The organism is Plantactinospora sp. CNZ320 (assembly GCF_002846275.1).
Genome location: NZ_PJMP01000001.1, coordinates 117,649 through 144,165 on the forward strand (window position 1 = coordinate 117,649; position 26,517 = coordinate 144,165).

At 72.4% G+C, this 26,517-nt stretch carries 19 protein-coding genes and 1 pseudogene; 6 read left to right on the plus strand and 14 right to left on the minus strand.

The genetic code is table 11. The features are described 5' to 3' along the window. The first annotated feature begins 217 nt into the window (after positions 1–217). Together CLT71_RS00490 and CLT71_RS00495 are read left to right on the plus strand one after the other, a co-directional pair. A complete protein-coding gene (locus CLT71_RS00490; protein WP_158242134.1) occupies positions 218–1,531 on the plus strand; it encodes an MFS transporter in 1,314 nt (437 codons plus the stop codon). A gap of 331 nt (positions 1,532–1,862) precedes the next feature. Next, positions 1,863–3,242: a condensation domain-containing protein gene (locus CLT71_RS00495; protein WP_158242135.1), complete on the plus strand. Its 1,380-nt coding sequence runs from the start codon at positions 1,863–1,865 to the stop codon at positions 3,240–3,242. Between the two features lie 87 nt (positions 3,243–3,329). On the opposite strand, the gene CLT71_RS00500 is transcribed toward CLT71_RS00495, so the two are convergent. After that, complete coding sequence (locus CLT71_RS00500; RefSeq protein ID WP_101365340.1) at positions 3,330–5,177, minus strand: ABC transporter ATP-binding protein; 1,848 nt, start codon at positions 5,175–5,177, stop codon at positions 3,330–3,332. After that, positions 5,174–7,090 (minus strand): ABC transporter ATP-binding protein, encoded by a 1,917-nt coding sequence (locus CLT71_RS00505; RefSeq protein WP_101365341.1) that lies wholly within the window; start codon positions 7,088–7,090, stop codon positions 5,174–5,176. The genes CLT71_RS00500 and CLT71_RS00505 overlap by 4 nt, the downstream gene beginning before the upstream one ends. 250 nt (positions 7,091–7,340) lie before the next feature. Here CLT71_RS00505 and CLT71_RS00510 point away from each other — a divergent pair, with 250 nt between their 5' ends. After that, positions 7,341–7,973, plus strand: a complete 633-nt coding sequence (locus tag CLT71_RS00510; protein WP_101371008.1) for a sigma factor — start codon at positions 7,341–7,343, stop codon at positions 7,971–7,973. A gap of 13 nt (positions 7,974–7,986) precedes the next feature. On the opposite strand, the gene glgB is transcribed toward CLT71_RS00510, so the two are convergent. From glgB to CLT71_RS00540, 6 genes are all read right to left on the minus strand, one after another. After that, complete coding sequence (gene glgB, locus CLT71_RS00515; RefSeq protein ID WP_101365342.1) at positions 7,987–10,095, minus strand: 1,4-alpha-glucan branching protein GlgB; 2,109 nt, start codon at positions 10,093–10,095, stop codon at positions 7,987–7,989. Continuing rightward, a complete protein-coding gene (locus CLT71_RS00520; RefSeq protein ID WP_101365343.1) occupies positions 10,083–12,134 on the minus strand; it encodes an alpha-1,4-glucan--maltose-1-phosphate maltosyltransferase in 2,052 nt (683 codons plus the stop codon). The genes glgB and CLT71_RS00520 overlap by 13 nt, the downstream gene beginning before the upstream one ends. A 79-nt stretch (positions 12,135–12,213) precedes the next feature. Then, a complete protein-coding gene (glgA, locus tag CLT71_RS00525; RefSeq protein WP_101371009.1) occupies positions 12,214–13,455 on the minus strand; it encodes a glycogen synthase in 1,242 nt (413 codons plus the stop codon). Positions 13,456–13,465: 10 nt separating this feature from the next. Beyond that, complete coding sequence (locus tag CLT71_RS00530) at positions 13,466–14,968, minus strand: WD40 repeat domain-containing protein (protein WP_101365344.1); 1,503 nt, start codon at positions 14,966–14,968, stop codon at positions 13,466–13,468. Then, positions 14,965–15,480, minus strand: a complete 516-nt coding sequence (locus tag CLT71_RS00535) for a SigE family RNA polymerase sigma factor (protein WP_101365345.1) — start codon at positions 15,478–15,480, stop codon at positions 14,965–14,967. Before CLT71_RS00535 ends, CLT71_RS00530 begins: the two co-directional genes overlap by 4 nt. Before the next feature lie 108 nt (positions 15,481–15,588). Next, positions 15,589–16,230, minus strand: a complete 642-nt coding sequence (locus CLT71_RS00540; RefSeq protein ID WP_486482957.1) for a LysE/ArgO family amino acid transporter — start codon at positions 16,228–16,230, stop codon at positions 15,589–15,591. A gap of 72 nt (positions 16,231–16,302) precedes the next feature. Here CLT71_RS00540 and CLT71_RS00545 point away from each other — a divergent pair, with 72 nt between their 5' ends. The 3 genes and pseudogenes from CLT71_RS00545 to pgm all read left to right on the plus strand — a co-directional run bounded on the left by CLT71_RS00545 (position 16,303) and on the right by pgm (position 20,216). Continuing rightward, a complete protein-coding gene (locus CLT71_RS00545; protein ID WP_101365347.1) occupies positions 16,303–17,193 on the plus strand; it encodes a LysR family transcriptional regulator ArgP in 891 nt (296 codons plus the stop codon). 61 nt (positions 17,194–17,254) lie between these two features. After that, positions 17,255–18,490, plus strand: a pseudogene (gene glgC, locus CLT71_RS00550) (glucose-1-phosphate adenylyltransferase); the annotation flags it as partial. 79 nt (positions 18,491–18,569) lie between these two features. Beyond that, positions 18,570–20,216 (plus strand): phosphoglucomutase (alpha-D-glucose-1,6-bisphosphate-dependent), encoded by a 1,647-nt coding sequence (gene pgm, locus CLT71_RS00555; protein ID WP_101365349.1) that lies wholly within the window; start codon positions 18,570–18,572, stop codon positions 20,214–20,216. Positions 20,217–20,246: 30 nt separating this feature from the next. Here the strand turns inward: pgm and CLT71_RS00560 are convergent, their stop codons facing one another. The 6 genes from CLT71_RS00560 to CLT71_RS00585 form a co-directional block, all read right to left on the minus strand. Then, positions 20,247–20,702, minus strand: coding sequence for a hypothetical protein (locus CLT71_RS00560; protein WP_486482958.1), 456 nt, complete (start codon positions 20,700–20,702; stop codon positions 20,247–20,249). A 57-nt stretch (positions 20,703–20,759) separates the two neighbouring features. Then, positions 20,760–22,139, minus strand: a complete 1,380-nt coding sequence (locus CLT71_RS00565) for a S8 family serine peptidase (RefSeq protein ID WP_486482959.1) — start codon at positions 22,137–22,139, stop codon at positions 20,760–20,762. A 14-nt stretch (positions 22,140–22,153) separates the two neighbouring features. After that, positions 22,154–23,632: a hypothetical protein gene (locus tag CLT71_RS00570; RefSeq protein WP_101365351.1), complete on the minus strand. Its 1,479-nt coding sequence runs from the start codon at positions 23,630–23,632 to the stop codon at positions 22,154–22,156. Continuing rightward, the gene (locus CLT71_RS00575; protein WP_101365352.1) at positions 23,625–24,098 is read right to left on the minus strand and encodes a hypothetical protein; all 474 of its coding nucleotides are present in this window, start codon (positions 24,096–24,098) and stop codon (positions 23,625–23,627) included. Before CLT71_RS00575 ends, CLT71_RS00570 begins: the two co-directional genes overlap by 8 nt. Positions 24,099–24,263: 165 nt before the next feature. Then, positions 24,264–25,388 carry a DegT/DnrJ/EryC1/StrS aminotransferase family protein gene (locus CLT71_RS00580; RefSeq protein ID WP_101365353.1) on the minus strand — a complete coding sequence of 375 codons (1,125 nt, stop codon included), beginning with the start codon at positions 25,386–25,388 and terminating at the stop codon, positions 24,264–24,266. Between the two features lie 17 nt (positions 25,389–25,405). Then, positions 25,406–26,503: a Gfo/Idh/MocA family protein gene (locus CLT71_RS00585; protein WP_158242136.1), complete on the minus strand. Its 1,098-nt coding sequence runs from the start codon at positions 26,501–26,503 to the stop codon at positions 25,406–25,408. Positions 26,504–26,517: the final 14 nt, after the last annotated feature.

Here is a 26,517-nt window from a genome sequence, read left to right on the forward strand (position 1 = left end):
CCGGAAGAGTCGGATGCCGCCGGGAGACGCGGTCCTTCAGCGCGTCGGTGACCTCGACATGAAAACCCGCTCGACCCCGGGGCGCCAGAGGAGTGGGCGTTCGGCCTTGTTCGGGACTGTCCTGAACACATCCGTGCAGGTCATGGTCGTGCGTTTCGATACCGGTCGTGGTGGAGTACCCGCGTTGGTCCAGGCCGGTTCGGGGGAGGAGCGCACCTTGGGTCAGGCCGCGACGTACCGGCAGGTGCTAGCCGTGCGCGAGTACCGCTACCTGTTCGGCGCGTACGTGCTGTCACTCGTCGGGGATCAGCTGACGGCTGTCGCCGTGGCGTTCGTCATCTACTCGACGACCGGGTCGGCGGTCTTGGCGGCTGCCGCCTTCGCCAGCTCCTACCTCGCCTGGCTGGTCGGCGGGCCGGTGCTCTCCGGGCTGGCCGACAGGTTTCCACGCCGCCGCGTCATGGTGGTGTGCGATCTCGGCCGGGCGGCGGTCGTGCCGCTGCTGGCACTGCCGGTGCTGCCACCCGCCGTGGTGGTGGCGCTGGCCTTCGCCGTGAACCTGCTGCGCCCGCCGTTCGTCGCAGCCCGGGCGGCGCTGATGCCGGAACTGCTCGACGGTGACCGCTATCCGGTCGCCAACGGTCTGGACAACATCGCCGCGCAGGTCGCCCAGGTCGGCGGGTTCGCCGTCGGCGGCGTACTCGTCACGCTGCTGTCCCCACCGGGCGCCCTGCTGGTGGACGCGGGCACGTTCGTGCTCTCGGCCGTACTCGTGCTGCGCGGCGTCTCCCCGTCGCCGGCACCGGCACCACGTTCCCGGGCGGCGGACGAGCGGTTCGCGGCTGTCCGGGTGGTGCTGACCGACCGGGCACTGCGGGCGTACCTGCTGTTGCTCTGGGTCGCCAGCGCCTTCGCCTGCGCGGCCGAAGGGCTCGCCTCTCCGCTCGCCGCCCAGTACGGCGGCGGGCCGGCCATGGTGGGGCTGCTGCTGGCCTGCGGCCCGCTCGGTATGGCGGTCGGCGGGATCGCCGTCACCCGGTTCTGTCCGCCCGACGTACGCGCACGGCTGGTTCCGTCGCTCGCCGTCTTCTCCGTCGTGGTGCTGGTCGCCGTCGGCACCGCCCCGCCACCGCCGGTGCTGATGGGTCTGCTCGTGCTCTCCGGGATCGGTACCGCGTTCGCCGTCCCGCTCAACGCGATGTTCGGCCGGGCGGTTCCGGCCGCGTACCGTGGCCGTGCGTTCGGGGTCGCGATCACCGGCCTCGCCGGACTCCAGGGGCTCGGGATGCTCGTCGCCGGTGCGGTCGCGGAGGTCTGGCGGGCCACCACGGTAATCGGCGCCACCGGGCTGCTCGGTACCGCGGCGGTCGTCGCGGTGCTGCTGTGGTGGCCGACGACGACGGTTCCGCCGCGGCCGGCCGGCGTGCTGCGGCGCCGATCACGGTCAGCCAGCGATGTGCTGCGGAGAGTTGACGGTGAACAAGTCCGAACACTCGCGAACGCGCCGGACCCTTCCGACCGGAGTCGGTAGTCGATACACCTTGGAGATCCGGTCGGTCCGGGAACGGCATCTCCTGCGGTCGGTCCCGGTCCTCCAGCCGCAGCCAAGGACGGACCGGGTCTCCGGGCACCGCACGGGACTGCGGACACCAGCCGATCGGGGCGTCGCAGGGTTCCGAGGCCCACCAGGGTCGCCGAGGGAAGGGAGTCTCCGATGAGTCGCAAGGCAAACCGCGGGGTCAGCTGGACCTGATCCGGATGGGGCCGAGCCGATGCCCGGCCCCGATCGGGTGCCCCGCCGCCCGTTCGGCGGGGCACCCTCACCCAGCCCGAAAGGCAGTGCTGCGATGACACACACTCGAATGATCTCCGTGTCCGGGGCCGCCACCGGCGCTGCCCCGTTGACCTGGGGGCAACGGGCGATCCTGCGGTCGGTGGAGTGGGTGGGCGACGACATCGGCTACTTCAACATGGGCTACCGGGTGGCGGTACCGGCCGGGACCGATGTCGAGGCCGTCGTGGCGGCGCTGCGGACGGTGCTGGTACGCCACGCCGCGCTGCGTACCCGATTCGTCGAGATGGACGGCGAGCTGCGCCAGGTCGTGGACGGCGCGGGTGCGATCTGTTTCGACCTGCACGAGGTGTCCGCCGACAAGGTCGCCCCCACGGTGCAGGACCTGCACGACCAGCGCCGGTCGGTCGCGTTCCGGCCGGAGCGCGACTGGCCGGTGCGGGCACATCTGGTGACGGCTCCCGGCGGCCCCTCGGTGCTGCTGCTGGTGCTCAGCCATCACGCGGTGGACGGTGCGGGAGCGCTGCTGCTGGTCGCCGAACTTGAGCGGCTGCTCGGCGGCGGCCCGGCGGACGACATCGTCGAGGAGCCGGTGTGTCCGCTGGAGATCGCGGCGGAGGAGGCGACGGAGCCGCTGCTGCAACGTCACGGCCGCGCGCTGCAATACTGGCGAACCGCGCTCTCCGACGCCCCGACCACGCTGTTCGACTATCCCAGTTACCCCGCCGCGCAGCCGAGGTTCCAGGCCCTGACGATGACGTCGCAGGCCGTGACCCTGGCCGCAGACGCGATCGCCGCGCGTCGGCGGGTCACGAACTCGACGGTGCTGTGCGCGGCGGCGGCCTGCGTGCTCGGCCAGGTGACCGGGCACACCGATCTCGCCATGCAGCTCATCGTGCACAACCGGTTCGACGCCAAGCGGCGCGACCTTGTCGGGACGTTCGCCCAGGACGGGCTGCTCCGGGTCGATCTGAGCGGCCGGAGCTTCGACGAGGCGGTCAGCGCGACACTCGGCGCGATGCTCCGGGCGTACCAGTCCGGATACTACGAGCCGCAGGCGATCCGCCGGCTACGCGCGGAGCTGGCCCGGGAGCGGGGGGCGGAGATCGACATCAGCGCCTACTTCAACGACGTCCGGCCGGCCGAACACCGCCCGACGACCGCTCCGGAGCTGACCGGGAGGCAGCTCACCGCGCTCACCGGGCAGACCACGATCGTCGAGGCCGGGGGCTGGCCACGGGTGGACGCGACATACTTCGTCACGACCGGCGCACAGGGCTCGGCGACCACGATCCAGTTGCTCGCCGACACCACGTTCGTTCCGCTGCCAGACATGCGGAACGCACTGTCCGGAATGGAGCGTCTGCTGGTACGTGCGGCCACCGCCCAGCTGCCCGCCGACGACCTCGGCCCGGTGACCGGCGTACGGGCGGTACGCACCCGCCAGTGACCAGCCGCTGCGGGTCACTGGCCCGGTGACCAGCCGGGCGGGCTCGCGCCGAGCCGGTGCCGGTGGTGATGGTCGGTGCCGCCCCGCTCAGCCGTAGACCCGGGCCTGTAGGCGGAACAGCTCGGCGTAGAGTCCGCCGAGCGCCATGAGCTGCCCGTGGTCGCCGAGTTCGACCACCCCTCCGCGGTCCAGCACGACGATCAGGTCCGCCTCGCGTACCGTCGAGAGCCGGTGCGACACGAACAGCGTCACCGCCCCAGCCTCCTTGCGGGCCTGGTGCGCCGCGCTGCGGAACTTCTGGAACAGGGCGTGCTCGGCTGGCGCGTCCAGGGCTGCCGCCGGTTCGTCGAGTGCCACCAGCAAGGGGCGTGGCCGCATGAACGCCCGGGAGAGCCCGAGCCGCTGCCACTGTCCGCCGGACAGCTCCGTCCCGTCGCCGTAGTCCCGGCCGAGCAGTCCGTCCAGACCGCCGGGCACCTGCCGGACGATCGCCCCGCCGTCAGCGGCGCCGATGGCGGCGCCGATGGCGGTGTCGTCGCCGATCGACGGAAGATGGCCGACACCGACGTTCTCCCGCAGGGTCAACTGGAGTCGGGCGAAGTCCTGAAACAGGGTCGACATCCGCGACCGCCACTGCTCGGCGGCGGCGCCGGTCAGCTCGACGTCGTCGACGAGCACTCGGCCCGCACTCGGCTGGTAGAACCCGCAGAGCAGCTTCACCAGGGTGGACTTGCCCGCGCCGTTCTCGCCGACGACGGCGACGGTCGCACCGGCCGGGATGGTGAGGGTGACGTCGCGCAGGGCCGGCCGGGCGTCCTCGGTGTAGCGCACGGTGACACCGAGCAGCCGGATCCCCTGAACCAGACGGTCGGGCAGAACCTCACCGGGCGGCACCGGTCCCGGCGCGGTCGTGTCGCGGGCGACCGGTCGACCCACGACCGGATGGGATACCACGGACCCGGTCGAGGCTGCCGCGCGACGGCGCAACAGGTCCAGGCGTCGCACCGTGTGGCCGGCGGCCTGCAACGTTCCCAGTAGCCCCAGTGCCCCGGCCACCTGCGTGGAGATCTGTATCGCCAGGGTGACCAGCAGCACGACGTCACCGATGCTGGCATCTCCGCGCCCGGCCCGCTGCACGACCAGCAGCAGGGTGCCACCGTAGGCGCATCCGAAGATCACCTGGCCGAGGGCGCGCAGCCCGGCCGCCGCATGGTGTGCGCGGGCGAGCACCGAGGTCGTCGCCGACCAGTCCGCGTCCTGCCGGGCCAGCAGGAACCCGGCCGCTCCGGTGAGCCGGATCTCCTTCACAGCGTCCGGGGAGGCCGCCAGATCCATCAGGTGGACGGTGGTCCGGATCCGCCGGGCCTGGCCGCTGCGGGCCCGGTCGACCAGGTCCTGGGCGTACCGGGACAGCAGCACCGGCGGTACCGCCGCCACCGGCAGCAGGGCGAGCCAGGGATCCACGAACGCGAGAACAGCCGTCGTCACGACCAACTGCACCGCGATGCCGAGCAACTGGAGTACGGCTTCCAGCGCCGGCCTCGTCTGGTTGACGTCCTGGCGTACCAGGGTGAGCGCGTCGGCGAACCGGGGATCGTCGAAGTGCCGCAGCCCGGGGCCACCATGGGTGATGTCGAGCAGTTCCCGGTCGAGCGCCGCATCCTGCCGCTCGCCCAGCTCGTGGTGGTAGAGGTGGGCGAAGTGGCCCATCATCAGCTCACAGACCAGCAGCGCGGCGAGTCCGACGGCGAGCCAGAGCGCCGGACGGGTGGCTCCGGCGATCGCCGCGTCCGTCAGCTCCTTGAGCAGCACGCCGATGAAGGGTGTGGCCAGATAACCCAGCAGCATCAGGATGCCCGCCACGGTCAGCCGGGCCGGATCGGTGCGGACGGCGAGGGCGAGCAGATAGCGGATCGCGTGCAGCGGCCCGATCACGAGTCCCCCTCCGCCCTGCCCCGGCCGGCGGCAGCCGTGGATCGGCGCGCGCCTGCGGAGCGGCCGCCACCGCCGGGAGCGAGGTCGACGAATCGCCGCGCCTGCATGGCGAACATCTCCGCGTACCGGCCGCCGGCCGCGACGAGGCTGTCGTGGTCGCCGTACTCCACGACCCGTCCCTCGGCCAGGACGGCGATGTGGTCGGCCCGGCGTACCGTCGAGAAGCGGTGTGAGATCACCAGGCTGGTGAGCCCGGCGGTGGTCTCCAGGAAGCGGTCGAAGAAGTCGGCTTCGGCCCGCACGTCGAGGTGCGCGGTCGGCTCGTCGAGTACCAGCATCGAGGCGCCGGCCCGGACGGCGAACAGCGCCCGTGCCAGGGCGACCCGCTGCCACTGGCCGCCGGAGAGGTCCTGACCGCCGTCCTGGCGCGGATCGAGCGGAGTCGCCAGGCCCCCCGGCAGTCTGTCGAGGGCGTCCAGTACACCCACCTGGCGTGCCGCGTCGCGTACCGCCGCGAGGTCGTCGAGGCACCCGGGTGCGCCGAGTCCGATGTTCTCCACCGCGCTGAACTCGTACCGGATGAAGTTCTGGAAGATGACCGCGAGCTGGCTGTGCCAGCTGTCGCCGTCCAGCTCCCGCAGATCCCGACCGTCGATGCTGACCGTGCCCCGGTCCGGGCGGTAGAAGCCGGCCAGGAGCTTGACCAGCGTCGTCTTGCCGGCGCCGTTGAGCCCGACCACGGCGGTGGAGCGACCGGCCGGCAGGGTGAGGTCGAGTCCGGAGAAGACCGGACGACCGCCGGGATAGCCGAAATGGACGCCCTGAAACCGGATCTCGCGTCGGGGAGCGGTTGCCACGGCGCGGGCGACCGGGCGGGATCGGGCCGGCTCACCGGTCCCGGCGGCAGTGTCGGCTTCGGCCGCCGGCTCTGTCGCCTGCCGCACCCGTGCCTCGAGATCGGTGAGTGCACGGTACGCCTGGACCCCGAACTGGGTCTGCACGTCCGACTCCGGGAAGAAGACACCGAACCTGATCGGGATGAGCACCGCCTGCGCCGCGATGGCGAGTTGGAGCACGGTGAGCGCGCCCCCGGCACCGGCCTGCGCCAGCTCGACGAGGGCGTAGGTCGCCCCCGCCAGGCCGACGGCCGCGTAGCCGAGGAACGGTGTGGCCAGCAGCCGCCGACGTCCCGCCCACAGTGGACGCAGGTAGTCCTCGCTGGCCTCCCGGTGCCGCTCACCGAGCCACCCGCGCAGGCCCAGCACCCGGATCTCCTTCGCCGCCTCCGGCCCGGCCGCGAGGCGGCGCAGGTAGAGCACCCGGCGCCGGGCGCCGGCCAGGCTGTCCCACAGTGCTGCGAACCGGCCCAGCGAGCCGCGTTGCCCGAAGCGGACGACCAGGGCGCTCACCGCGACCGCCGTCGCCGCCGGGCCGCCGAGGACGACGGCGACGAGCGCGACCGCACCGACGAGCTGGCTGTAGCGGGCCAGCAACGCCAGCGCGCCGGCCACCGCCCGGCCCGGCGTGGGCAGGGCGCCGTCGAATGCCGCACGGATGTCCGCCAGCCTGTCGAGCATCGACGGCTCTTCCAGGGCGTGGATCGGTGCCGACCGGAACGACCCGGCGAGCAGCCGCTCGATGCAGCGCCCGTCGACGCGGCGGGCGATCACCTCACCAAGCGCCGGTTGGAACGGCGCCAGCACCTGTTGGACGAGGAAACAACCGAAGGCTGCCGCCAGCAACGGGTACTCGTCCCCGGCCGAGGCGAGCCGGTCCAGCATGGCGCTCATCCCGACGAGAAAGCCCAACGGCAGCAGGCCGATCGCCAGGTTGAGCAGCGCGGCGAGTACGGCGGCCGGACCGGCGTACCGCAGCAGCCCGGCGACGGCCAACCATCGTTCGTGACTTCGCAACGATCCACCCGCATTTCACAGCAGACACGACGGCAGATGACGACGAACAGAGACGACGACCCGGAAAGCTTCACAGCTTTCGCAGTGGATCGGTCGATCACCACCGTTCGGGTCTGTTCGGATCTGTTCGAAGGGGCGGCCGGAGGTGCCGTTGCGCTGCCGGGTGGAACGCGTCGATCGCACATTCTGGCCGGTCCCGTGGAACCTTTCCCTCGGCTCGTCGGTGGAGTAATGGAGAAGGGAGGTGACGGTGACCGACAGTGATCTGATTTCCGAGTTGTACGCAGGCTCTTTCCGGCGGCTGGTGGTCCAGCTCTACGCCGTGACCGGTGATCTGCACGAGGCACAGGAGGCGGTCCAGGAGTCCTTCACCAGGGCGCTGGCCGCGCCCCGGCGGTTTGCCCGACTGGACAACCCGGAGGCGTGGCTGCGCCGAGTGGCGGTGAATGTCCCCCGTACCCGGTACCGCCGGCACCGGTTGCTCGGCAGCCTGCTGCGTCGGATCGGCCCGCCGCCAGCCGTCGCCGATCGTTCGCCGGAGCACCTCGCCCTGCTGGCCGCGCTGCGGCAACTGCCGCAGGGGCAGCGGCACGCGGTGGCATCGCCGGTGGACCGGCCGTTCACCATCGGCTCGGACGGCTCACTACTGGTCGCCCAGTCCGGCGACGTGACACCGGCACTCACCCCGGCCCTGCTGGTGAGCCGGGACGGAGGGCAGCACTTCACCGAGGAGCGCGGGCCCGCCGGCCAGGCAGGACCGGTCGGGGTCGCTCCCGGTCGCGCCTGGCTCTACGGCCGGGACGACATGTCGGCCATCGGCCCGGATTATGTCCTGATCACCGAGGACGGTCTCTCCTGGAGGCGGTTTGCGCTCCCCGACTGAACGCGGACGTTGCTCAGCCCGGGCGGAGCCACAGTACGCCGAGCGGTGGCACCCGCAGCGCCACCGAAGCGGGCAGGCCGTGCCACGGCCGGTCCTCGGCGGTGACCGCGCCCAGGTTGCCCACCCCGGAACCGCCGTAACAGTCCGCGTCGGTGTTCAGGATCTCCGACCAGCGCCCGGCCAGCGGCAGCCCGATCCGGTAACCCTCGTGCGGCAGCGCGGCGAAGTTCGCCACGCAGACCAGCGGCGAGCCGTCGGTGGCGATCCGGACGAAGGCGACCGTGTTGTTGGCGGCGTCGTCCGAGACGATCCACCGGAAGCCGGCGGGTACGGTGTCCTGGGACCAGAGCGCCGGGTTGTCCCGGTAGCCGCGGTTGAGGTCCCGGAGCAGCCGCTGCACGCCGGCCCGGCCCGGATCGTCGGTGAGTCGCCAGTCCAGCCCTCTGGTCTCGCTCCACTCCCGGTCGTCGCCGAGTTCGCAGCCCATGAAGAGCAGTTGCTTGCCCGGGTGCGCCCACATGTACGCGAGCAGTGCGCGTACCCCGGCGAGTTTGCGCCACTGGTCGCCGGGCATCTTGCCGAGCAGCGATCCCTTGCCGTGCACCACCTCGTCGTGGCTGATCGGCAGCAGGTAGTTCTCGCTCCAGGCGTAGACCAGTGAGAAGGTCAGCTCGTTGTGGTGGTGCTGGCGGTGGATCGGGTCCCTGCCGAGATAGCTCAGGGTGTCGTGCATCCAGCCCATGTTCCACTTGAAGCCGAAGCCCAGCCCGCCGGAGTCGGTCGACCGGGTCACCCCCGGCCAGGCCGTGGACTCCTCGGCCACCATCAGCACGCCCGGATGGTGCCGGTAGACGGTCGCGTTGACCTCCTGGAGCAGCGCGATCGCCTCCAGGTTCTCCCGACCGCCGTGCTCGTTGGGCAGCCACTCGCCGTCGGCGCGGGAGTAGTCCAGATAGAGCATCGAGGCGACCGCATCGACCCGCAGACCGTCCACATGGAACTCTTCGCACCAGTAGAGGGCGTTCGCCACCAGGAAGTTGCGGACCTCGGGCCGGCCGTAGTCGAAGACGTACGTGCCCCAGTCGGGGTGCTCGCCGCGGCGCGGGTCGGGGTGCTCGTAGAGCGGGGTGCCGTCGAACCGGGCCAGCGCCCAGTCGTCCCGGGGGAAGTGCGCCGGCACCCAGTCCAGCAGCACCCCGATGCCGGCGGCGTGCAGCCGGTCGACCAGATGACGGAAGTCGTCCGGGTCACCGAACCGGGCCGTCGGGGCGTAGTAGCCGGTCACCTGGTAGCCCCAGGAGCCGCCGTACGGGTGCTCCATCACCGGCAGGAACTCCACGTGCGTGAAGCCGAGGTCGAGGACGTACGCGGTGAGCTGCTCGGCAAGCTCCTGATAGGACAGACCTGGCCGCCACGAACCGAGGTGCACCTCGTAGACGCTTATCGGCTCCTGGTGCGGCTGCCGCCGTGCCCGACGGGCGAGCCAGTCCGCGTCGGACCACTCGTAGCCGGACCGGTCCACCACCGAGGCGGTGGCGGGCGGCACCTCGGTACGCCGGGCCAGCGGATCCGCCTTGTCCCGCCACACCCCGTCCCGGGAGAGGATCCGGTACTTGTACCGCTGCCCGACCGTCGCCTCCGGGACGAAGATCTCCCAGACCCCGCTGGCGCCGAGTGACCGCATCGGCCAGCCCTGGTGCGCGCCCCAGCCGGTGAAGTCACCGACCACCCGGACACCTCGGGCGTTCGGCGCCCAGACCGCGAACGACACCCCGCCGTCGTCGGCCGGTCGGGCGCCGAGAGCGGTCCAGAGCCGTTCGTGCCGGCCCTCGGCGATCAGGTGCAGGTCCAGTTCACCGACGGACGGCGGGAAGCGGTACGGGTCGTCGCGCGGTTCGGCACCGTCGACCACCACCCGGTAGTCGAGCACCGTGCCGGGGACGCCCGCCTCGAAGACCCCCTCGTCGTGCACCCGGCGCATCGGCAGCCGTTCCCCGCCGACCAGCAACTCGACCGTGCCGGAGCCCCGGCGCAGGGTACGGATCACCGTCCGCTCGCCGTCGGGATGGGCACCGAGCAGGGCGTGCGGGTCGTGCGTCGTACCGGTGATCAGCTCGTCCATCCCAGCCCTTCCACTCCGGCCGGACGTCCCCCATCGGCCGCGCTGTCGACCCCGGCCGCGTCGTCTGGCGGGCCGCCGTGCCGGTGCACCGTGAAGACGTGCGCGGGGAAGAGGAGCGGGTCGAGCCGGACGGCGTTGTGCTGCCCCCAGTCGTAGCGGGCGCCGGTCAACTCGTCGTGCACGGTGAACCGCTCGTGCCAGTCGAAGCCGAGCGCCGGCATGTCCAGGACGGTGTTGCCCCACTGCACCTGCCCGGGATCGACCGAGCAGACCACGAGCACGGTGTTGCCGGTCTGCTCGTCCCGTTTCGACCAGCAGAGCAGCGCCGGGTTGTCGATCTCGTGGAAGACCAGGTTGCGCAGCCAGTGCAGGGCCGGGTTCGCCCGCCGGACGGCGTTGAGCCGGGCCAGGAACGGGGCCAGCGACCGTCCCTGCGCCTCGGCGGCCGACCAGTCCCGGGGGCGCAGCTCGAACTTCTCGTTGTCGATGTATTCCTCTACACCCGGCCGGGCCACGTGCTCGAAGAGTTCGTAGCCGGCGTAGATCCCCCAGGAGGGCGAGAGCAGGCTGGCCAGTACCGCCCGGATCTTGAACATCGGCGGCCCGCCGTGCTGGAGGTGCTCCGGCAGGATGTCCGGGGTGTTCGGCCAGAAGTTCGGCCGCATGTGGTCGGCTGCCGCCACCAGTTCGGCGCAGTACTCCCGCAGCTCCGCCGGGCTGGTCCGCCAGGCGAAGTAGGTGTAGGACTGGGTGAAGCCGATCTTGCCGAGCCCGTGCATCACCGCCGGTCGGGTGAAGGCCTCGGCCAGGAAGAGCACGTCCGGGTCGTGCCGCTTCACCTCCCAGATCAGCCAGTGCCAGAAGTCGAAGGGCTTGGTGTGCGGGTTGTCCACCCGGAAGATCCGGACGCCCTGCGCCACCCAGTGCAGCACCACCCGCAGCACCTCGGCCCGGATCCCCTCCGGATCGTTGTCGAAGTTGACCGGATAGATGTCCTCGTACTTCTTCGGCGGGTTCTCGGCGTACGCGATCGACCCGTCCGCCCGGGTGGTGAACCACTCCGGATGGTCGGTCACCCACGGGTGGTCCGGTGCGGCCTGGAGCGCGAGGTCCATCGCCACCTCCAGCCCGACCTGCCCGGCGGCGGCGACGAAGGCCCGGAAGTCGTCGAGCGTGCCGAGATCCGGATGGATGGCGTCGTGCCCGCCCTCGGCCGCGCCGATCGCCCACGGCGAGCCGACGTCGTCCGCCCCGGCGACCAGGGTGTTGTTCCGACCCTTGCGGTTGGTCCGGCCGATCGGGTGGATCGGCGGCAGGTAGAGCACGTCGAAGCCCATCGCGGCGACCCCGGACAGCCGTTCGGCAGCGGTGCGGAACGTCCCGGACCGGGCGGGCCGGCCGTCGGCGGCCAGCACCGCACCCTCGGAGCGCGGGAAGAACTCGTACCAGGCGGAGAAGAGCGCCCTCGGCCGGTCCACCCAGACGGGCTGGGCCGGCGCCTCGGTCAGCAGCGTCCGGACCGGGTACGCCCAGAGCAGGTCGGCCAGGTCCAGGGCGGGCGAGACCCGCTCCGCCAGCCGCCGGTCACCGTCGCGCAGCGCGGCAGCGGCCTTCCGGACCCGGTCGCGCTCCTCCCCGGGTACGCCGTCAGCGGCCCGGTCCAGCAGTTCGGCGCCCTCGGCCAGGTCGTTGGCGAGGTCGGCCGCCTCCTGCCCGGCGTCGACCTTCTTGACTACGGCGTTCCGCCAGGTCAGGTAGGGATCCTCGAACGCCTGCACGGTGAAGCTCCACCCGCCCACCGCATCGGGGCGGATCGTGGCATGCCACCGGTCGTCGAAGTGCGGGCCGGGGCGCATCCGGACCACCGGCCGCTCGACGCCGTCCGGGCCGCGCCAGGCCACCTGGCAGCCCATCGCGGCGTGCCCCTCCCGGTACGACCTGGCGGTCACCGGGACCAGTTCGCCCACCACCGCCTTTGCCGGGTAGCGGCCACCCGCCACGGACGGCGTCACGTCCTCGATCGGGATCCGTCCACTCACCCTGCCCAACCTACTGTGATTGATCCACGGCCGCGCGCTGGACGAGGTACCGCCGGAACGCTGCCCCGCCCGGTGGGGGTCAGGCGTTCGGGTGGCCGCCGAGAGCCTCGCGGTAGACCGCGACGGTGCGGTCGGCGATGGCGTCCCAGGAGAAGTGCTCGACCGCCCGGCGGCGGCCGGCCCGACCCAGCTCGACGGCGCGTTTCGGGTCTTCGAGCAGTTCGGTGATCGCGTCGGCCAGATCGGCGACGAAGCGCTCCGGGTCCAGCGGCGTACCGGTGCCGTCGCTGGCCTGGGTGATCGGCACCAGCAGGCCGGTGGAGCCGTCCGCGACGACCTCGGGAATGCCGCCGGTCGCGGTCGCCACCACCGCGGTCTCGCAGGCCATCGCCTCCAGGTTGACGATCCCCATCGGTTCGTAGACGGACGGGCAGACGAAGACGGTGCTGTGGCTGAGGATCTGGATCACCTCGGGTTTGGGCAGCATCTCGGCCACCCAGACCACGCCCTCCCGGCTGCCCCGCAGCTCGGTGACCAGCTCCTCCACCTCGGCGGCGATTTCCGCCGTGTCCGGCGCGCCGGCCAGCAGCACGAGCTGGGCCTCCGCCGGCAGTCGGCGCGCCGCCCGGAGCAGGTACGGCAGGCCCTTCTGCCTGGTGATCCGGCCGACGTACGTCACGCTGGGGCGGGTCGGGTCGATGCCGAGCCGGTCCAGCACGTCGGTGCCGGGGTCGGGGGCGTACTGGTGGGTGTCGATGCCGTTGTGCACCACCCGTACCCGCTCCGGCGAGACCCCCGGATAGGCGGCCAGCAGGTCGCGCATCATCCCGGCGGAGACCGCGATCACCGCGTCGGCGGCCTCCAGCGCGGTCCGCTCGCACCACGACGAGAGCGCGTATCCGCCGCCGAGCTGCTCGGCCTTCCACGGCCGCAGTGGTTCCAGGCTGTGCACGGTCACCACGTGCGGCACCCCGTGCAGCAGTTTGGCGACGTGCCCGGCGAGGTTGGCGTACCAGGTGTGGCTGTGCACCACGTCGGTGCCGGCGGTACCGGCCGCCATCGCCAGGTCCACACCCATTGTGCGCAGCGCGGCGTTCGCGTGCGCCAGTTCCGCCGGCTCCGGGTACGCGGTGACGCCCGGCTCGGCGTACGGCGGCTGGCGTGGGGCGCCGAAGCAGTGCACCCGGGTGTCGGCTCGGGACCGCAGCTCGCGGGCGAGGTATTCGACGTGCACCCCCGCCCCGCCGTACACCTCCGGGGGGTACTCCCGGGTCAGCAGGTCGACCCGGAGTCGCCGGTCGTCGGGTGCGGTTTCGGTCACAGCCGGCACCCTAGTGCAGCCGGTCCCGGTCCGCTGGGTCCGACGTCTCCGGTGCGTCACCCGTGGTGCGGCCCCGCCGCTCGTCGGCTGCGGTGCGGCCCCGCCGCTCGTCACCCCGCCACGGCGTGACCTCCCGCCACCCTGCCGGCAGGGGCCGCCACCTCCACCGCACCCCGCGCCGCCGCACCCCGTGTCGCCGGAGCCAGCGGAAGATGAGCAGTCCGGCCAGCAGGGCCACGATCGGAAGGGATCGCTGCGCCACCCCGGCCAGCCAGTCGGCGAGCCGGGTCCACGACGACGGCGGTGGCTCGCCGAACCGGTCCGCCGTGATCAGGTGCCGGGCGATGTCGACGCGGTGCGCTGAGCGTGGCAGCTCGATGAGTACCGTCTGACCGCCGCCCGGGGACAGCGCGACGACCCGCGTCTCGGCCTGTTCCGACGGCACTGGCTGAGGTACGCCCGGTGCGGGGCGGTAGGTCTGCACCACAGCGCTGCCGTCCCGGCGCCAACCGAGCAGCCACGGCGTCCGGCCGCGAACCTCGGCGGCGCCAAGGTTCTGCCGTCCGCCACCGGGTCCCGGGTCGAGCAGCGTCAGCCGGAAGGTTCCGACGTCCGGCATCGGCGAATCGCAGCCGCGCTCGCAGCCGGCGAGCAGCTCCCAGACGGCGATCCGGCCGTCGGCCGTCCACGCCCCCGACCCGGCCAGCCGATCACCCGGATCCAGGCTCGTCGTCGCACGTGTGCCGGAGACCAGGTCGAGGATGTGCAGCACCGCGTCGACCTCGACCGCCAGCCGGGAGCCGTCCGGTGAGAACGCCACCCGGGTCCGGTCGGCGGTGCTGAGGCCGAGTGGCCTGGCCGGCTGGCCCGACCGGGTGTCCAGCAGTTCCAGGCCGCCGCTGGCTCGGCGGACCAGCAGGTGTCGTCCGTCCGGCGCCCAGCCGAGCGGGCTGCCGTCCGGGTACGTCCGGTTCCGGCCCGTGCTCAGGTCGACCAGCGTGGTGCTGTCGAACTCCGCCTGCTCGCTGCCGTCCACCGGCCCGGTGGCGGCGAGAGTCCGCCCGTCGGGGGAGAGGTGGAAGTCCTCCCCGACCTCACCCTCGTGGGCACCGTTCACCAGCCGGTAACGGCCGTCCAGGCCCACCACCAGGGTGCGGCCCTCGTAACCACCGAGGACGTCACTGCCACGCAGGGTGCCCGCACCTCCGCTGACGATGAGCGCGGCCGGGCCGGCCGGTGCCTGCCGCACGGTCCGCTGGAGCGGCAGCGGCGCGTACACCTCGGAGGGGACGGCGGGAGCCGGTTCGGCGGGCGGCACCGCGTCCAGGCCCGGCGGTCCGTGCAGCACCGGCACGGCAACGGCGGCCGCGAGCAGGCCGACGAGGCAGGTCGCCGCGGCCAGCCGGCGGCGACGGCGGCGACGGCCACTGCGCCACAGGTCGGTGGGGAGCGGGGGTACGGTCACCTCGTCGCCGATGGCCCGGAGCGTTTCGGTAAGCCTGCGTTCGTTCACGCCGTCACCTCCGCGTCGATCCCCTCGGCAAGCTCCGGCGCGAGTACCCGCAGCCGGGCGAGTCCGTCCCGGGTCTGACTCTTCACCGTGCCGACCCGGATGCCGAGGATCTCGGCAGTCTGCGCCTCGCTCAGGTCCTCGAAGTACCGCAGCACCAGCACGGCGCGCTGTCGTGGGGCGAGCAGCGCCAAGGCCCGGCGTACCGCGACGGCGGCCACCACCTCGTCGCTGCGATCCGGGGCGGGGTCCACCGGTATGTCCCCCGGGACCTCGGTCAGCCGGCGGCGACGGCGGCGCCACCAGGAGACGTGCTGGTGGTAGAGGACCCGCCGGACGTACCCGTCCGGGTCGCCGGAGGCGGTGATGCGTCGCCAGTGCGAGGCCGTGGAGATCAGCGACTGCTGCACCAGGTCCTCGGCGAGGTGGTGGTCGCCGGTGAGCAGGAACGCGATCCGGAACAGTGCGGCCCCCCGCGCCCGCACGTACGCCTCGAACGACCGCTCCTCGTCCATGAACCACCTCCACCTACCTACACGTCCGGCGAGGGCGGATCGGAGGGTATGGGCAACCGGTCCCGCACGGCTTCCCCGAATTCTGGTGTCCCGGGCCGCTGCCTCGGATCAGTCGGCAAGCACCAGGCTGACGCCGATGGTGATCATGGTGAGCGCGATCAGGGCGTCGAGGACGCGCCAGGCGACCGGGCGGGCGAAGACGCGGCCGAGCAGCCGGGCGCCGTAGCCGAGTGCGGCGAACCAGGTGAGGCTGGAGAGCGCGGCTCCGGCCCCGAAAGACCACCGGCCGGACGGGCCGTGGGTGTTGGCGATCGAGCTGAGCAGCAGCACGGTGTCCAGGTACACGTGTGGGTTGAGCCAGGTCATCGCCAGCACGGTGAGTACGGCCGTGCGCCGGGTCACGGCACCGCCGCCGCTGTCGGCCTGGAGGCTCTGGGTGCGGAAGACCCGGCGGGCGGCGAGCAGCCCGTAGCCGACCAGGAAGGCGGCACCCGCCCAGCGGATCACGGTGAGCACGGCGGGGGCGCGTTCGACCACCGCCCCGACCCCGGTGATCCCGGCCAGGATCAGTACCGCGTCCGAGACGGCGCAGATCGCCACGATCGGCAGGACGTGTTCGGCACGTACGCCCTGGCGGAGCACGTACGCGTTCTGGGCGCCGATCGCCACGATCAGGGAGAGGCCGACGCCGAACCCGGTGGCGAGCAGCGGCAGCGGGCCGGGCGCGGCGATGGTCGAGGAGAGGATCACGGGCTCGACCATAGGTAAGCCGGCCAGGTCACTCCAGCTAATCATTCTTACGATTCATTAGGGTTGCTTAACATGGACCTCCAGTTCGAGCAGCTCCGCACCTTCGTCACAGTCGTCGACAACGGCTCGTTCGAGGCGGCGGCCCGGCGGCTGCACGTCACCCCCTCGGCGGTCAGCCAGCGGATGAAGGCGCTGGAGAGCAGCGTCGGCCGGGTGCTTGTCGAGCGCGGCAAGCCGGCCCGGCCCACCCCGTCCGGACAGGTCGTGCTCCGGCTCGCCCGTCAGGTCGCGCTGCTGGTCACCGACGCGCTCGGCGAACTCGGACAGGATCCGGCCGAGCCGGCCGAGTTCAGCCGGATCCCGATCGTCGTCAACGGCGACTCGTTGAACACCTGGGTACTCCCGGCGCTGGCGGCCGCCGCCCGCGAGCGGATCTGTGTCGACCTCTACCGCGAGGACCAGGACCACTCCGTCGAACTGCTCCGCCAGGGTACGGCGATGGCGGCGATCACCTCCGAGTCCCGCCCGGTGCAGGGCTGTGCGGTACGCCCGCTCGGCCGGATGCGCTACCGCCCGATGGCCAGTCCCGAGTTCGTCCGGGCCTGGCTGCCGGAGGGTCCGACCCTGGATGCCCTGGCCCACGCCCCGATAGTGGTCTTCGACAGGCGCGACGACCTCCAGGAGCGCTACCTGCGGCAGCGGTCCCGCCGAGCCTGGAACCCGCCGCGCCACTACGTCCCGTCCTCCGGTGACTTCCCGGAGGCGATCCGGCTCGGGCTCGGCTGGGGGATGGTGCCGCCCCAGCAGAGCGACCGCTACCCGGCCGGCAGCCTGGTGCCGATCGACCCGGTGGCGGTGGTCGAGGTCCCGCTCTACTGGCAGCAGTGGCGGCTCGACTCCCGGCTCCTCGGCGTACTGGCCGACCGCGTCGCCGAGGCCGCCGCCGAGGCCCTCGACCAGTGACCGTCGCACCCCCGGAGCCGACGAGCCCCGTGCGGCGGGCTGCCGCCTCCGTTACCGTCGTGACATGTCCGCCAAGGTCCTCGCGATCGTGCTTGCCGGGGGAGAGGGCAAGCGACTGATGCCCCTCACCGCCGACCGGGCCAAACCCGCCGTTCCGTTCGGCGGCATGTACCGCATGATCGATTTCGTGCTGTCCAACCTGGCCAATGGCGGGTTCCTGAAGATCGTGGTGCTGACCCAGTACAAGTCGCACTCGCTGGACCGGCACGTCACCAAGACCTGGCGGATGTCGAACCTGCTCGGCAACTACGTGACGCCGGTACCCGCACAGCAGCGCCGCGGGCCGTGGTGGTTCGCCGGCTCCGCCGACGCGATCTACCAGAGCTTCAACCTGATCAACGACGAGCAGCCGGACTACGTGATCGTCTTCGGCGCCGACCACATCTACCGGATGGACCCCCGGCAGATGCTGGACCAGCACATCTCCTCCGGTGCCGGGGTGACCGTCGCCGGCATCCGCCAGCCGCTCGCCTCCGCCGACCAGTTCGGGGTGATCGAGGTCGGCTCGGACGGCCGGCGGATCCAGGCGTTCCGCGAGAAGCCGACGGACGCGAGGGGGCTGCCGGACGCGCCCGACGAGATCTACGCCTCGATGGGCAACTACGTCTTCACCACGAAGGTGCTCTGCGAGGCGGTGGAGACCGACGCGGCCGACCGGAGCAGCAAGCACGACATGGGCGGCAGCATCATCCCGATGCTCGTCGAGCGGGGCGAGGCGAACGTCTACGACTTCCGCGACAACGAGGTGCCGGGCAGCACCGACCGGGATCGGGCGTACTGGCGGGACGTGGGGACGCTCGACTCGTTCTACGAGGCGCACATGGACCTGATCGCCGTACACCCGGTCTTCAACCTCTACAACTACGAGTGGCCGATCTACACCGACCACCCGCCGTGGCCGCCCGCCAAGTTCGTGCACGACCTGGAGGAGCGGGTCGGCCGGGCGGTGGACTCGATGATCTCCCCGGGCGTCGTGATCTCCGGTGCGCTTGTGGAGAACTCGGTGGTCTCGCCGAATGTCCGGGTGCACTCCTGGGCCCACGTGGAAGGCTCGGTGGTGATGGAGGGGGTGGAGATCGGCCGGCACGCCGTCGTCCGCAACGCCATCCTGGACAAGAACGTGGTGGTGCCGGAGGGCGCGGAGATCGGCGTCGACCTGGACCGCGACCGGGAGCGGTACACGGTTTCCGACCGTGGCATCGTGGTCGTCGGCAAGGGACAGCGCGTCGAACCCTGACCCGTCGGCCACCACCGGCGGAGCCGACGGGTTCCGTCCGTCCACGCCCGTGCCCACGCCCGTGCCAGAAGGAGGTCACATGTCGGTCCACGCCCGCGCCGGCCAGCCCGCCGAGCCCGAGGACCTGGTGGACGTGCCCCGGCTCGTCACCGCGTACTACGCCGAGCAGCCGGACCCGGCCGACCCGGCGCAGCAGGTCTCGTTCGGCACCTCGGGGCATCGTGGATCGAGCCTGCGGGCCGCGTTCAACGAGCAGCACATCCTGGCGATCACCCAGGCGACCTGCGAATACCGGCGGGACCAGGGCGTCGACGGGCCGCTCTTCCTGGCCCGGGACACGCACGCGCTCTCCGAGCCGGCCATGGTGAGCGCGCTCGAGGTGCTGGCCGCCAACGAGGTGACGGTGCTTGTCGACAGCCGGGACGGCTACACCCCGACCCCGGCGCTGTCGCACGCCGTGCTCCGGCACAACGCCGGGCGGAGCGGCGGGCTCGCCGACGGGATCGTGATCACCCCGTCGCACAACCCGCCGCCGGACGGTGGGTTCAAGTACAACCCTCCGAACGGTGGGCCGGCCGACACCGACGCGACCAGGTGGATCCAGGAGCGGGCGAACGCGCTGCTGGCCGACGGCCTGCGCGAGGTGCGGCGGATCCCGTACGCCCGGGCGCGCGCCACCGACACCACCGGCCGGTACGACTTCCTCGCCGAGTACGTCGACGACCTGCCCTCGGCCCTCGACCTCGCCGCGGTACGGGCCGCCGGGGTGCGGATCGGCGCGGACCCGATGGGCGGGGCGAGCGTGGCGTACTGGGGCGAGATCGCCGACCGGCACGGCCTGGACCTGACCGTGGTGAACCCGCTGGTGGACCCGACCTGGCGGTTCATGACCCTGGACTGGGACGGCAAGATCCGGATGGACTGCTCGTCCCCGCACGCGATGGCCTCGCTCATCGCCCGGCGCGACGACTACCAGGTCAGCACCGGCAACGACGCCGACGCGGACCGGCACGGCATCGTCACCCCCGACGGCGGGCTGATGAACCCGAACCACTACCTGACGGTGGCCATCTCCTACCTGTTCGCCAACCGCCCCGACTGGTCCGCCGAGGCGGCGGTCGGCAAGACCCTGGTCTCCTCCTCCATGATCGATCGGGTCGCCGCCGACCTGGGCCGGAAGCTGCTGGAGGTACCGGTCGGCTTCAAGTGGTTCGTGCCGGGGCTGCTGGACGGCTCGGTCGGGTTCGGCGGCGAGGAGAGCGCGGGAGCCTCGTTCCTGGCCCGCGACGGCCGGACCTGGACCACCGACAAGGACGGCATCCTGCTCTGCCTGCTGGCCGCCGAGATCATCGCGGTGACCGGGCGTACCCCGAGCGAGCACTACGCCGACCTGGTGCGCCGGTTCGGCGAGCCGGCGTACGCCCGGATCGACGCGCCTGCCGACCGGGAACAGAAGGCGGTGCTCGGGCGGCTCTCCCCGGACCAGGTCACCGCCACCGAGCTGGCCGGCGAGCCGATCACCGCCATCCTGACCGAGGCACCTGGCAACGGTGCGGCGATCGGCGGGCTGAAGGTCGCCACCGAATCCGGCTGGTTCGCAGCCCGCCCCTCCGGCACCGAGGACGTCTACAAGATCTACGCGGAGTCGTTCCAGGGACCGGAGCACCTCGGTCGGCTCCAGGAGGAGGCCCGGGCGCTCGTCACCGACGTACTACGGAAGGCCTGACCGGGCCGGGCACAGGGTTGCCGCGCCCGGTCAGTCCCGTGGCGACGGCGTCTCGGGCCACCTGTCACCGGCGTCCAGTCGCTTGCGCAGCAGCGCCGCCAGCGGCATCGACTGGCCGTCCGGCCCGCCCTCCCCGACCACCAGCTTCGGCGGCTGCGGTTGCGGCGTCACCCCGGTCAACCGGGCACGCAGGCTGGTCGGCACGGTCAGCAGGTAGAAGTTCCCGGCCGCGTCCACCGCGTGGATCCGGGCGAGGTCCAGGTACCAGCCGGTGAGGTTGGTGCGGTAGCGGGTCCGGCCGTCGTAGCCGAGCGCCCTCAGCCTGGTCTGGCGCAGTCCGCGCTCCCGGGCTGCCGCCGCGAACGACTCGACGAGCAGCCGCGCCTCCTCGTCCTCCGCCTCCCGGCGGCGCTGGTCGGCCATCGCCCGGGCGGTGATCGCCTGCCGTCGTTGCTCTGCCCAGTCCCCGGACCCGCCCTGCCGCATCTGGAGCACGGTACGCCCCATCTCCGGCCGGTGCCGGCCGAGCCCGAGCCGGACGGGCTATCCGCGCGGTGCCCCGGGTGGCCCCGGTGGGTAGGGCGGTCCCTGCGGGCCGTAGCCGGGCGGCGGTGCCGACAGGCCGTGGCCGGGCGGATGGCCACCCGGATGTTCCGGCGCCGTCGGTGGAGCGGACGGGTAGGGCCGGGCAGTCGGTGGTCCCGGATACCTCGCCACCGGGGCGGGATGGACCGGCACCGGCTGTCCGGGTACGGCTGGCGGCCCCGAGTTGCCCCGTCGGCGGCGCCGGCCCCGGACCAGCACCCAGCCGAGTACCCCGGCGCCGGCCAGCACCACCAGCAGGCAGAATCCGCCGATCGCGTACGCGGCCGGGCTGAGCTGGAGTTCGGTCGACCCGTGGCGGGGCGGGGGAGCGGCCACGTCCGGTGAGGTCACGTCGGCCGTGGGAGTCGCACCGGTCCCCGGACCCGGCTGCGCCCCGGCCGGCTCGACGGCGGCGGTCAGCGCCGCGACGAGGTTGAGTACCCCGTGGCCGTACTCGGGATCCCGGCCCGGGGCGCCCCGGTCGGTGGCGGTGGCGGTGAGCCGGTGCACCACCTCGGCGGCGGAGAGGTCGGGATACTTCGCCCGGACCAGGGCGGCCGCCCCGGCCACGATCGCCGTGGAGTCGCTGGTACCGGTGCCGGACCGGTACGCCCCGGTCCGGCTGGTGGAAGCGATGTCCACCCCCGGGGCGACGAGCCCGACGGCATTGCCGGTGACACTGACCGGGGCCAGCTTCCCGTCCTGCCCGGTGGCACCCACCGCGAGCACTCCCGGGTAGGCGGCTGGATAACCGACGAACCCGTCGTCCGGCCGGTTTCCGACGGCGGCCACCAGTACGACGTCGGCGGCCAGCGCCTCCTCGACCGCCCGCTCCAGTTCGTCCCCGGCACCACCGCTGAGCGACAGCGACAACACTCCCGCTTTGCGGCGGACCGCCTCCCGGATGGCCTGCGGCAGGTCGTCCCCGGCACCGGACTCGGCACGCATGGCGCGGACCGGCAGGATCTTGGCCTTCGGGGCGATTCCGAGGACTCCGTCGGCGTTGCCGGACCCGTGCCCGTGCCCCGCGATCAGTCCCGCCATCGCGGTGCCGTGTCCGTCGGTGTCCTGCCGGCCGTCGGTCTCCGCGCCGGTCACGTCGACGCCGGGCAGGACGTTGCCGGTCAGGTCCCGGTGGTCCGCCCGTACCCCGGTGTCGAGCACCGCCACCACGACCCCGGCGCCCTGGGTGACCCGGTGCGCCTCGGCGACGCCGAGCGCCCGCAGGTGCCACTGCCGGTCCCGGATCGCATCCGCTGACGCGGGTTGCACCCCGAGCGTTACCGCGAGCAGACCGCAGACGGCTGCCGCGCACCAGCGCGGCAGCCGTGCGTGCAACCCGGTGCCTCTCCTCACCTGTCCTTCCCGAGGATCCCGCTGCCGGGCTCGTGCCGACCGACGTCCCGGTTCGGCTCGATCTCGGGCGCGACGCCCTGCGCGACCTCCCACGGGTTGTCGGGATCCCACTGCTGCTCCGGTTCGTCGGAGTCGCGGCGTCCGCGAGCAGCACCACCAGCACCGGCCGTGCCGAGCATGCCGGCACCGCCCGTCCCGCCAGGCGTGCCGGGACGCCGGGTACCCGCCCGCGCGCCGGCCGGCCCGGCACCGGCCCCACCGGCACCACCCTGCGGCCCGATGACGCCGCCGACCGGATTCACCGCCCGGGGTACGCCGCCCGGACGAGCACCGCCGGCACCACCGGGGGGCATCCCGACGCCTCCTGCGGGGCGGGCACCGATGACGCCGTTCGGCGGCGCTCCGGTCGGGACCGAGCCGAACGGGCCGACCTTGCCCGGCACGTTGGGACCGCCGCGCGGGCCGCCGCCGAGTCCCGGGCCGACGCCCGGCGGTCCGCCGATGCTGGGCGGAACGCCGATGGGCGTCGGCGCGACGATCGGCGGCACCGGCGCCGGAACACCGCCCGGCGGGGCGGGCGGAACCGGAGTCACCGGCGGGGGTGGCAGGGTGGTCGGGGGAGGGCCACCGGTCAGGAGCGGACCGTCACCCGGCGGATAGCTGGGTGGGGTGACGACCTCGTCCGGGGTCAGTTCGGTGTGGATTGTCGACGGCGGTTCTCCGTCGACGAAGCCGGGCCGGTCATCCTCCGCACCGCCCCGGCGACGTGGCGGCGGGTTCACGATCGGCGGCCGGACCGTGCTGTTCGAGTCGTCGTCGATCTCTCGCGCCTCGTCGTTGATGGTCGTCGGGGGGACGTACTCCGGCGGCGGTTGGATCCGGCCGCTGCCGTCCCGCGCCGCGCCGTCCATCTCCGTCTGCACCGCGCGGGCCCGGGCGACCAGCGCCGCCTGCTGGGCGTCGCTGACCGGCGGGTCGGTGAGCACCTTCATCGCGCCCTCGCCGAGGAAGTCCCCGGCTTTCTGCCCCAGGGCGGTCAGGCCGAACCGTGACGCGGCGGCTCCGCCCGCCGTCCCGCCGATGTCGCCGGCCAGCTCCACCTGCCGCTGGTAGTCGGCCAGCTTCCGCTGGTTCTCCAGGTATTCCTTGTAGATCGGCTCCAGCTTGGTCCGGGCCTGGTCGATGGCGTCCGCCACGTGCCCGATCTGCGTGGCGTTGTTCTGGGCGGCCGTCGACGTCTGCCGGCTCGCCTCGATCAGCCGGTCCAGCTCGACCATGTACGCGGCCGAGGCCGCGTTCTGCTCCGGCGGCCACAGCGCGGCCAGCTGGTTACGGCAGCTCTGCAACCGGGCCGCGTGGCCGCTGAGCATGCTGGACGCCCGCTCCCAGGCCGACACCTGCTCCCGGCTCGGCTGAAGGCGCTGCTGCGCCGCCTCGACCAGGCGCCACAGGTGCGGGATGTACTCCTCAGCCATTGCCGTTGCCTCCGGTGGGGGTGGATGCGGTCGGCTTCGCGCCGGATCCCGGCCTGGTCTGTTCGGTCGGCGGCAGAACCTCGTGCACGTCGCTCACCGTCGCCTGTGCGAACGCGTCGGAGCCGCGGTAGTTGGCGGCGATCCGTTCCGCCGCCTGCGCCACCGCCTGGGTCCCCTTGTCCAGGTTGACCAGTGCCTCCAGGCTCTTCCGGATGCACTCGTCGTAGCGGTCCTGCAGGTGCAGCCAGTCGTCACCCTCCAGCCGGTCGCCGATGGTGGCGCCCTGCTGCATGGCGTCGTGCACCGGCGGGACCTGGGTGCGGTAGCCCTCCTTGAGTTCCTCGCGCATCGCCGCCGCCGCGCTCGCCAGACCGTCGATCTCGACATTGATCTGGCCGATCACCGCTGCGGCTGCCGCACTGATCGCGGCGGCTGCGCCGCCGACCGCTGGAACGACCGGACTCATCGCAACCCCTCCCCGTGTTGGGTGACGTGGTCGCGGCTCATTGTAGCGAAAACACAACAGGGCGTTGTTGTCAAATCGGACGCCGTCGGATACCGGAGTGGACAGTGTGCGCTGCGGTGTACGGCAACCGGCCGGTCCGCCCAGGCTGTCGAACGGACCTTTCCGTCACACCCGCTCGAAGTAGCCGCGTATCTCGGCGACGACCGTCTCCAGTTGCTCTTCGGTGAGTTCCGGATAGATCGGCAGGGAGAGACACTCCCGGGCCCACGCCTCGGTCACCGGCAGGTCGCCGGGCCCGTACCCGAGCGAGGCGTACGCCGGTTGCAGGTGCAACGGGACCGGATAGTGCACCCCGGCACCGATCCCGGCGTCGCGCAGGTGCGCCAGCAGCCCGTCCCGGTAACGGGTCCGGAGTACGAAGAGGTGGTGGACGCCGCGCCGGTTCGGCGGCTCGGTCGGCAGTACCAGGTCGCCGACGCCGTCCAGTCTGGACCGGTACGCCGCGGCCAGTTCCCGCCGCCGCCGGTTCCCCTCGGCCAGGGTGCCCAGCTTGACCGTGAGTACCGCCGCCTGGATCGTGTCCAGCCGGGCCGCGTAGCCGACGGTGAGGTGCTCGTACTTGCTGGTCCGGCCGTGGTCGGCCAGTCGGCGGATCCGCTCGGCGAGAACCGGGTCGGAGGTGGTGACCGCCCCCGCGTCGCCGAACGCGCCGAGGTTCTTGCCGGGATAGAACGAGAAGCAGCCGATCCGGCCGTACGCCCCGGCCCGGACGACCGTACCGTCGTCGTGCAGGTACTCGGCGCCGTGCGCCTGCGCGGCGTCCTCGATCAGCGGCACCCCGGCGGCGGTGGCGAGTGCGCCGATCGCGGTCAGGTCGACCGGCAGGCCGTAGAGGTGCACCGGGAGTACCGCCCGGACCCGGTCGAGGACCGACTTCAGCGCGTCCGGGTCCATCCCGCCGGTCTCGGCGTCCACCTCGACGAAGCGCGGCCGGGCACCCAGCCAGCTCACCGGTTCGGCGGTGGCGACGAAGGTGTGCGCCGGCACCGCCACCTCGTCGCCGGGTCCGATCCCGAGCGCGGCCAGGCTCAGGTGGATGGCGGCCGTGCCGGAGGCGACCCCGACCGCGTGCGAGGTGCCGCAGAAGGCGGCGAACGCCGACTCGAACTCACCGACCTCGCGGCCGAGGATGAACCGGGTGTCCTCGACGACCGCGCGGATCGCCGCGTCGATCGCCTCCCGGTGCCGGTCGTAGGCGGCGGCCAGGTCGACAAGTGGAATTCGGGACATGTCACGCTCCAGTCTGGTCAGTGTGCCGCCGTGGTCAGGTCGGGCTGCGGGCCGTCCGGATGCGGGCGCCCGCGCCCCGGCGCGGCCTCCACCGGGCCGGGGACCGGCGGCACCGGCACTGTCGCGCCGCCGGCCCGCAGCGAGGCGTCGGCGGCCTCCAGCACCGCCACCACCCGGGCGCCGTTCCAGCCGTCGGTCCGGGGCCGTGCCCCGGTCCGCACACAGTCCAGGAAGTGCCGCAACTCCAGGCTCAGCGGTTCGGCCGAGGAGAGCACGGGTACGTGCACAGCGTCGTCGCGCAGCCGGTAGCGCCGTACGCCGTTCCCGTCGGGTTCCAGTGGTTCCGCCCCCTTGTCGTGCACGGTGAGCCGGGCATTGGTGTTCAGGTCGTCGTAGACGAGCATCCGTCGGGTACCGACCACAGTGGTGCGCCGGGTCTTCGCCGGGTCCAGCCAGCTCACGTGCATGTGCGCCACCACCTCGCCGGGATAGCCGACGGTGACGAACGTGACGTCCTCGACGCCGTCGTGCAGATAGCGCCCGCCCTGGGCGGCGACCCAGCGCGGCTCGGCGTCGAGCAGGTAGTTGGCGATCGAGACATCGTGCGGGCCGATCGACCAGAAGGTGTGCAGGTCGTTCTGGATCCGGCCGAGGTTGAGCCGCTGGGAGTGCAGGTAGAGGACGTCGCCGATCTCACCGCACCGGATGTAGTCGCGCATCCGTTCGACCGCCGGGACGTACTCGAAGGTGTGCCCGACCATCAGCACCAGGCCGTACCGGTCGGCGGTCTCGGCGAGCGCGACCGCGTCGGCGACCGACATCGCCAGCGGCTTCTCGACGAAGACGTGCTTGCCGGCGGCCAGCGCCCGGCGGGCCAGCGGGGCGTGGCTCGGCGCCGGGGTGGCGATCAGGACCGCCCGGACCTCCTCGTCACCGAGCACCGCGTCCACGTCGCCGGTGGCCCGCACCCTCGGGTAGTGCTGGGTGGCCGCCCTGCGCCGGTCCGGGCTGGCGTCCACCAGGTAGCGCCACCGGTCCCCGGCGAGCGTGTGCAGGTTGCGGGCGAGGTTGGTACCCCAGTAGCCGAAGCCGATCAGGCCGAATTTCTCGGTCACGGTGCTGTCTCCAG

Excerpts from the sequence above, each read along its gene's own strand:
- CLT71_RS00545 (WP_101365347.1), top strand. The coding sequence starts at position 16,303 with ATGGACCTCCAGTTCGAGCAGCTCCGCACCTTCGTCACAGTCGTCGAC.
- CLT71_RS00580 (WP_101365353.1), bottom strand. The coding sequence starts at position 25,388 with ATGTCCCGAATTCCACTTGTCGACCTGGCCGCCGCCTACGACCGGCAC.
- CLT71_RS00560 (WP_486482958.1), bottom strand. The coding sequence starts at position 20,702 with ATGCGGCAGGGCGGGTCCGGGGACTGGGCAGAGCAACGACGGCAGGCG.
- CLT71_RS00495 (WP_158242135.1), top strand. The coding sequence starts at position 1,863 with ATGATCTCCGTGTCCGGGGCCGCCACCGGCGCTGCCCCGTTGACCTGG.
- CLT71_RS00570 (WP_101365351.1), bottom strand. The coding sequence starts at position 23,632 with ATGGCTGAGGAGTACATCCCGCACCTGTGGCGCCTGGTCGAGGCGGCG.
- pgm (WP_101365349.1), top strand. The coding sequence starts at position 18,570 with ATGTCGGTCCACGCCCGCGCCGGCCAGCCCGCCGAGCCCGAGGACCTG.
- glgB (WP_101365342.1), bottom strand. The coding sequence starts at position 10,095 with ATGGACGAGCTGATCACCGGTACGACGCACGACCCGCACGCCCTGCTC.
- CLT71_RS00575 (WP_101365352.1), bottom strand. The coding sequence starts at position 24,098 with ATGAGTCCGGTCGTTCCAGCGGTCGGCGGCGCAGCCGCCGCGATCAGT.
- CLT71_RS00535 (WP_101365345.1), bottom strand. The coding sequence starts at position 15,480 with ATGGACGAGGAGCGGTCGTTCGAGGCGTACGTGCGGGCGCGGGGGGCC.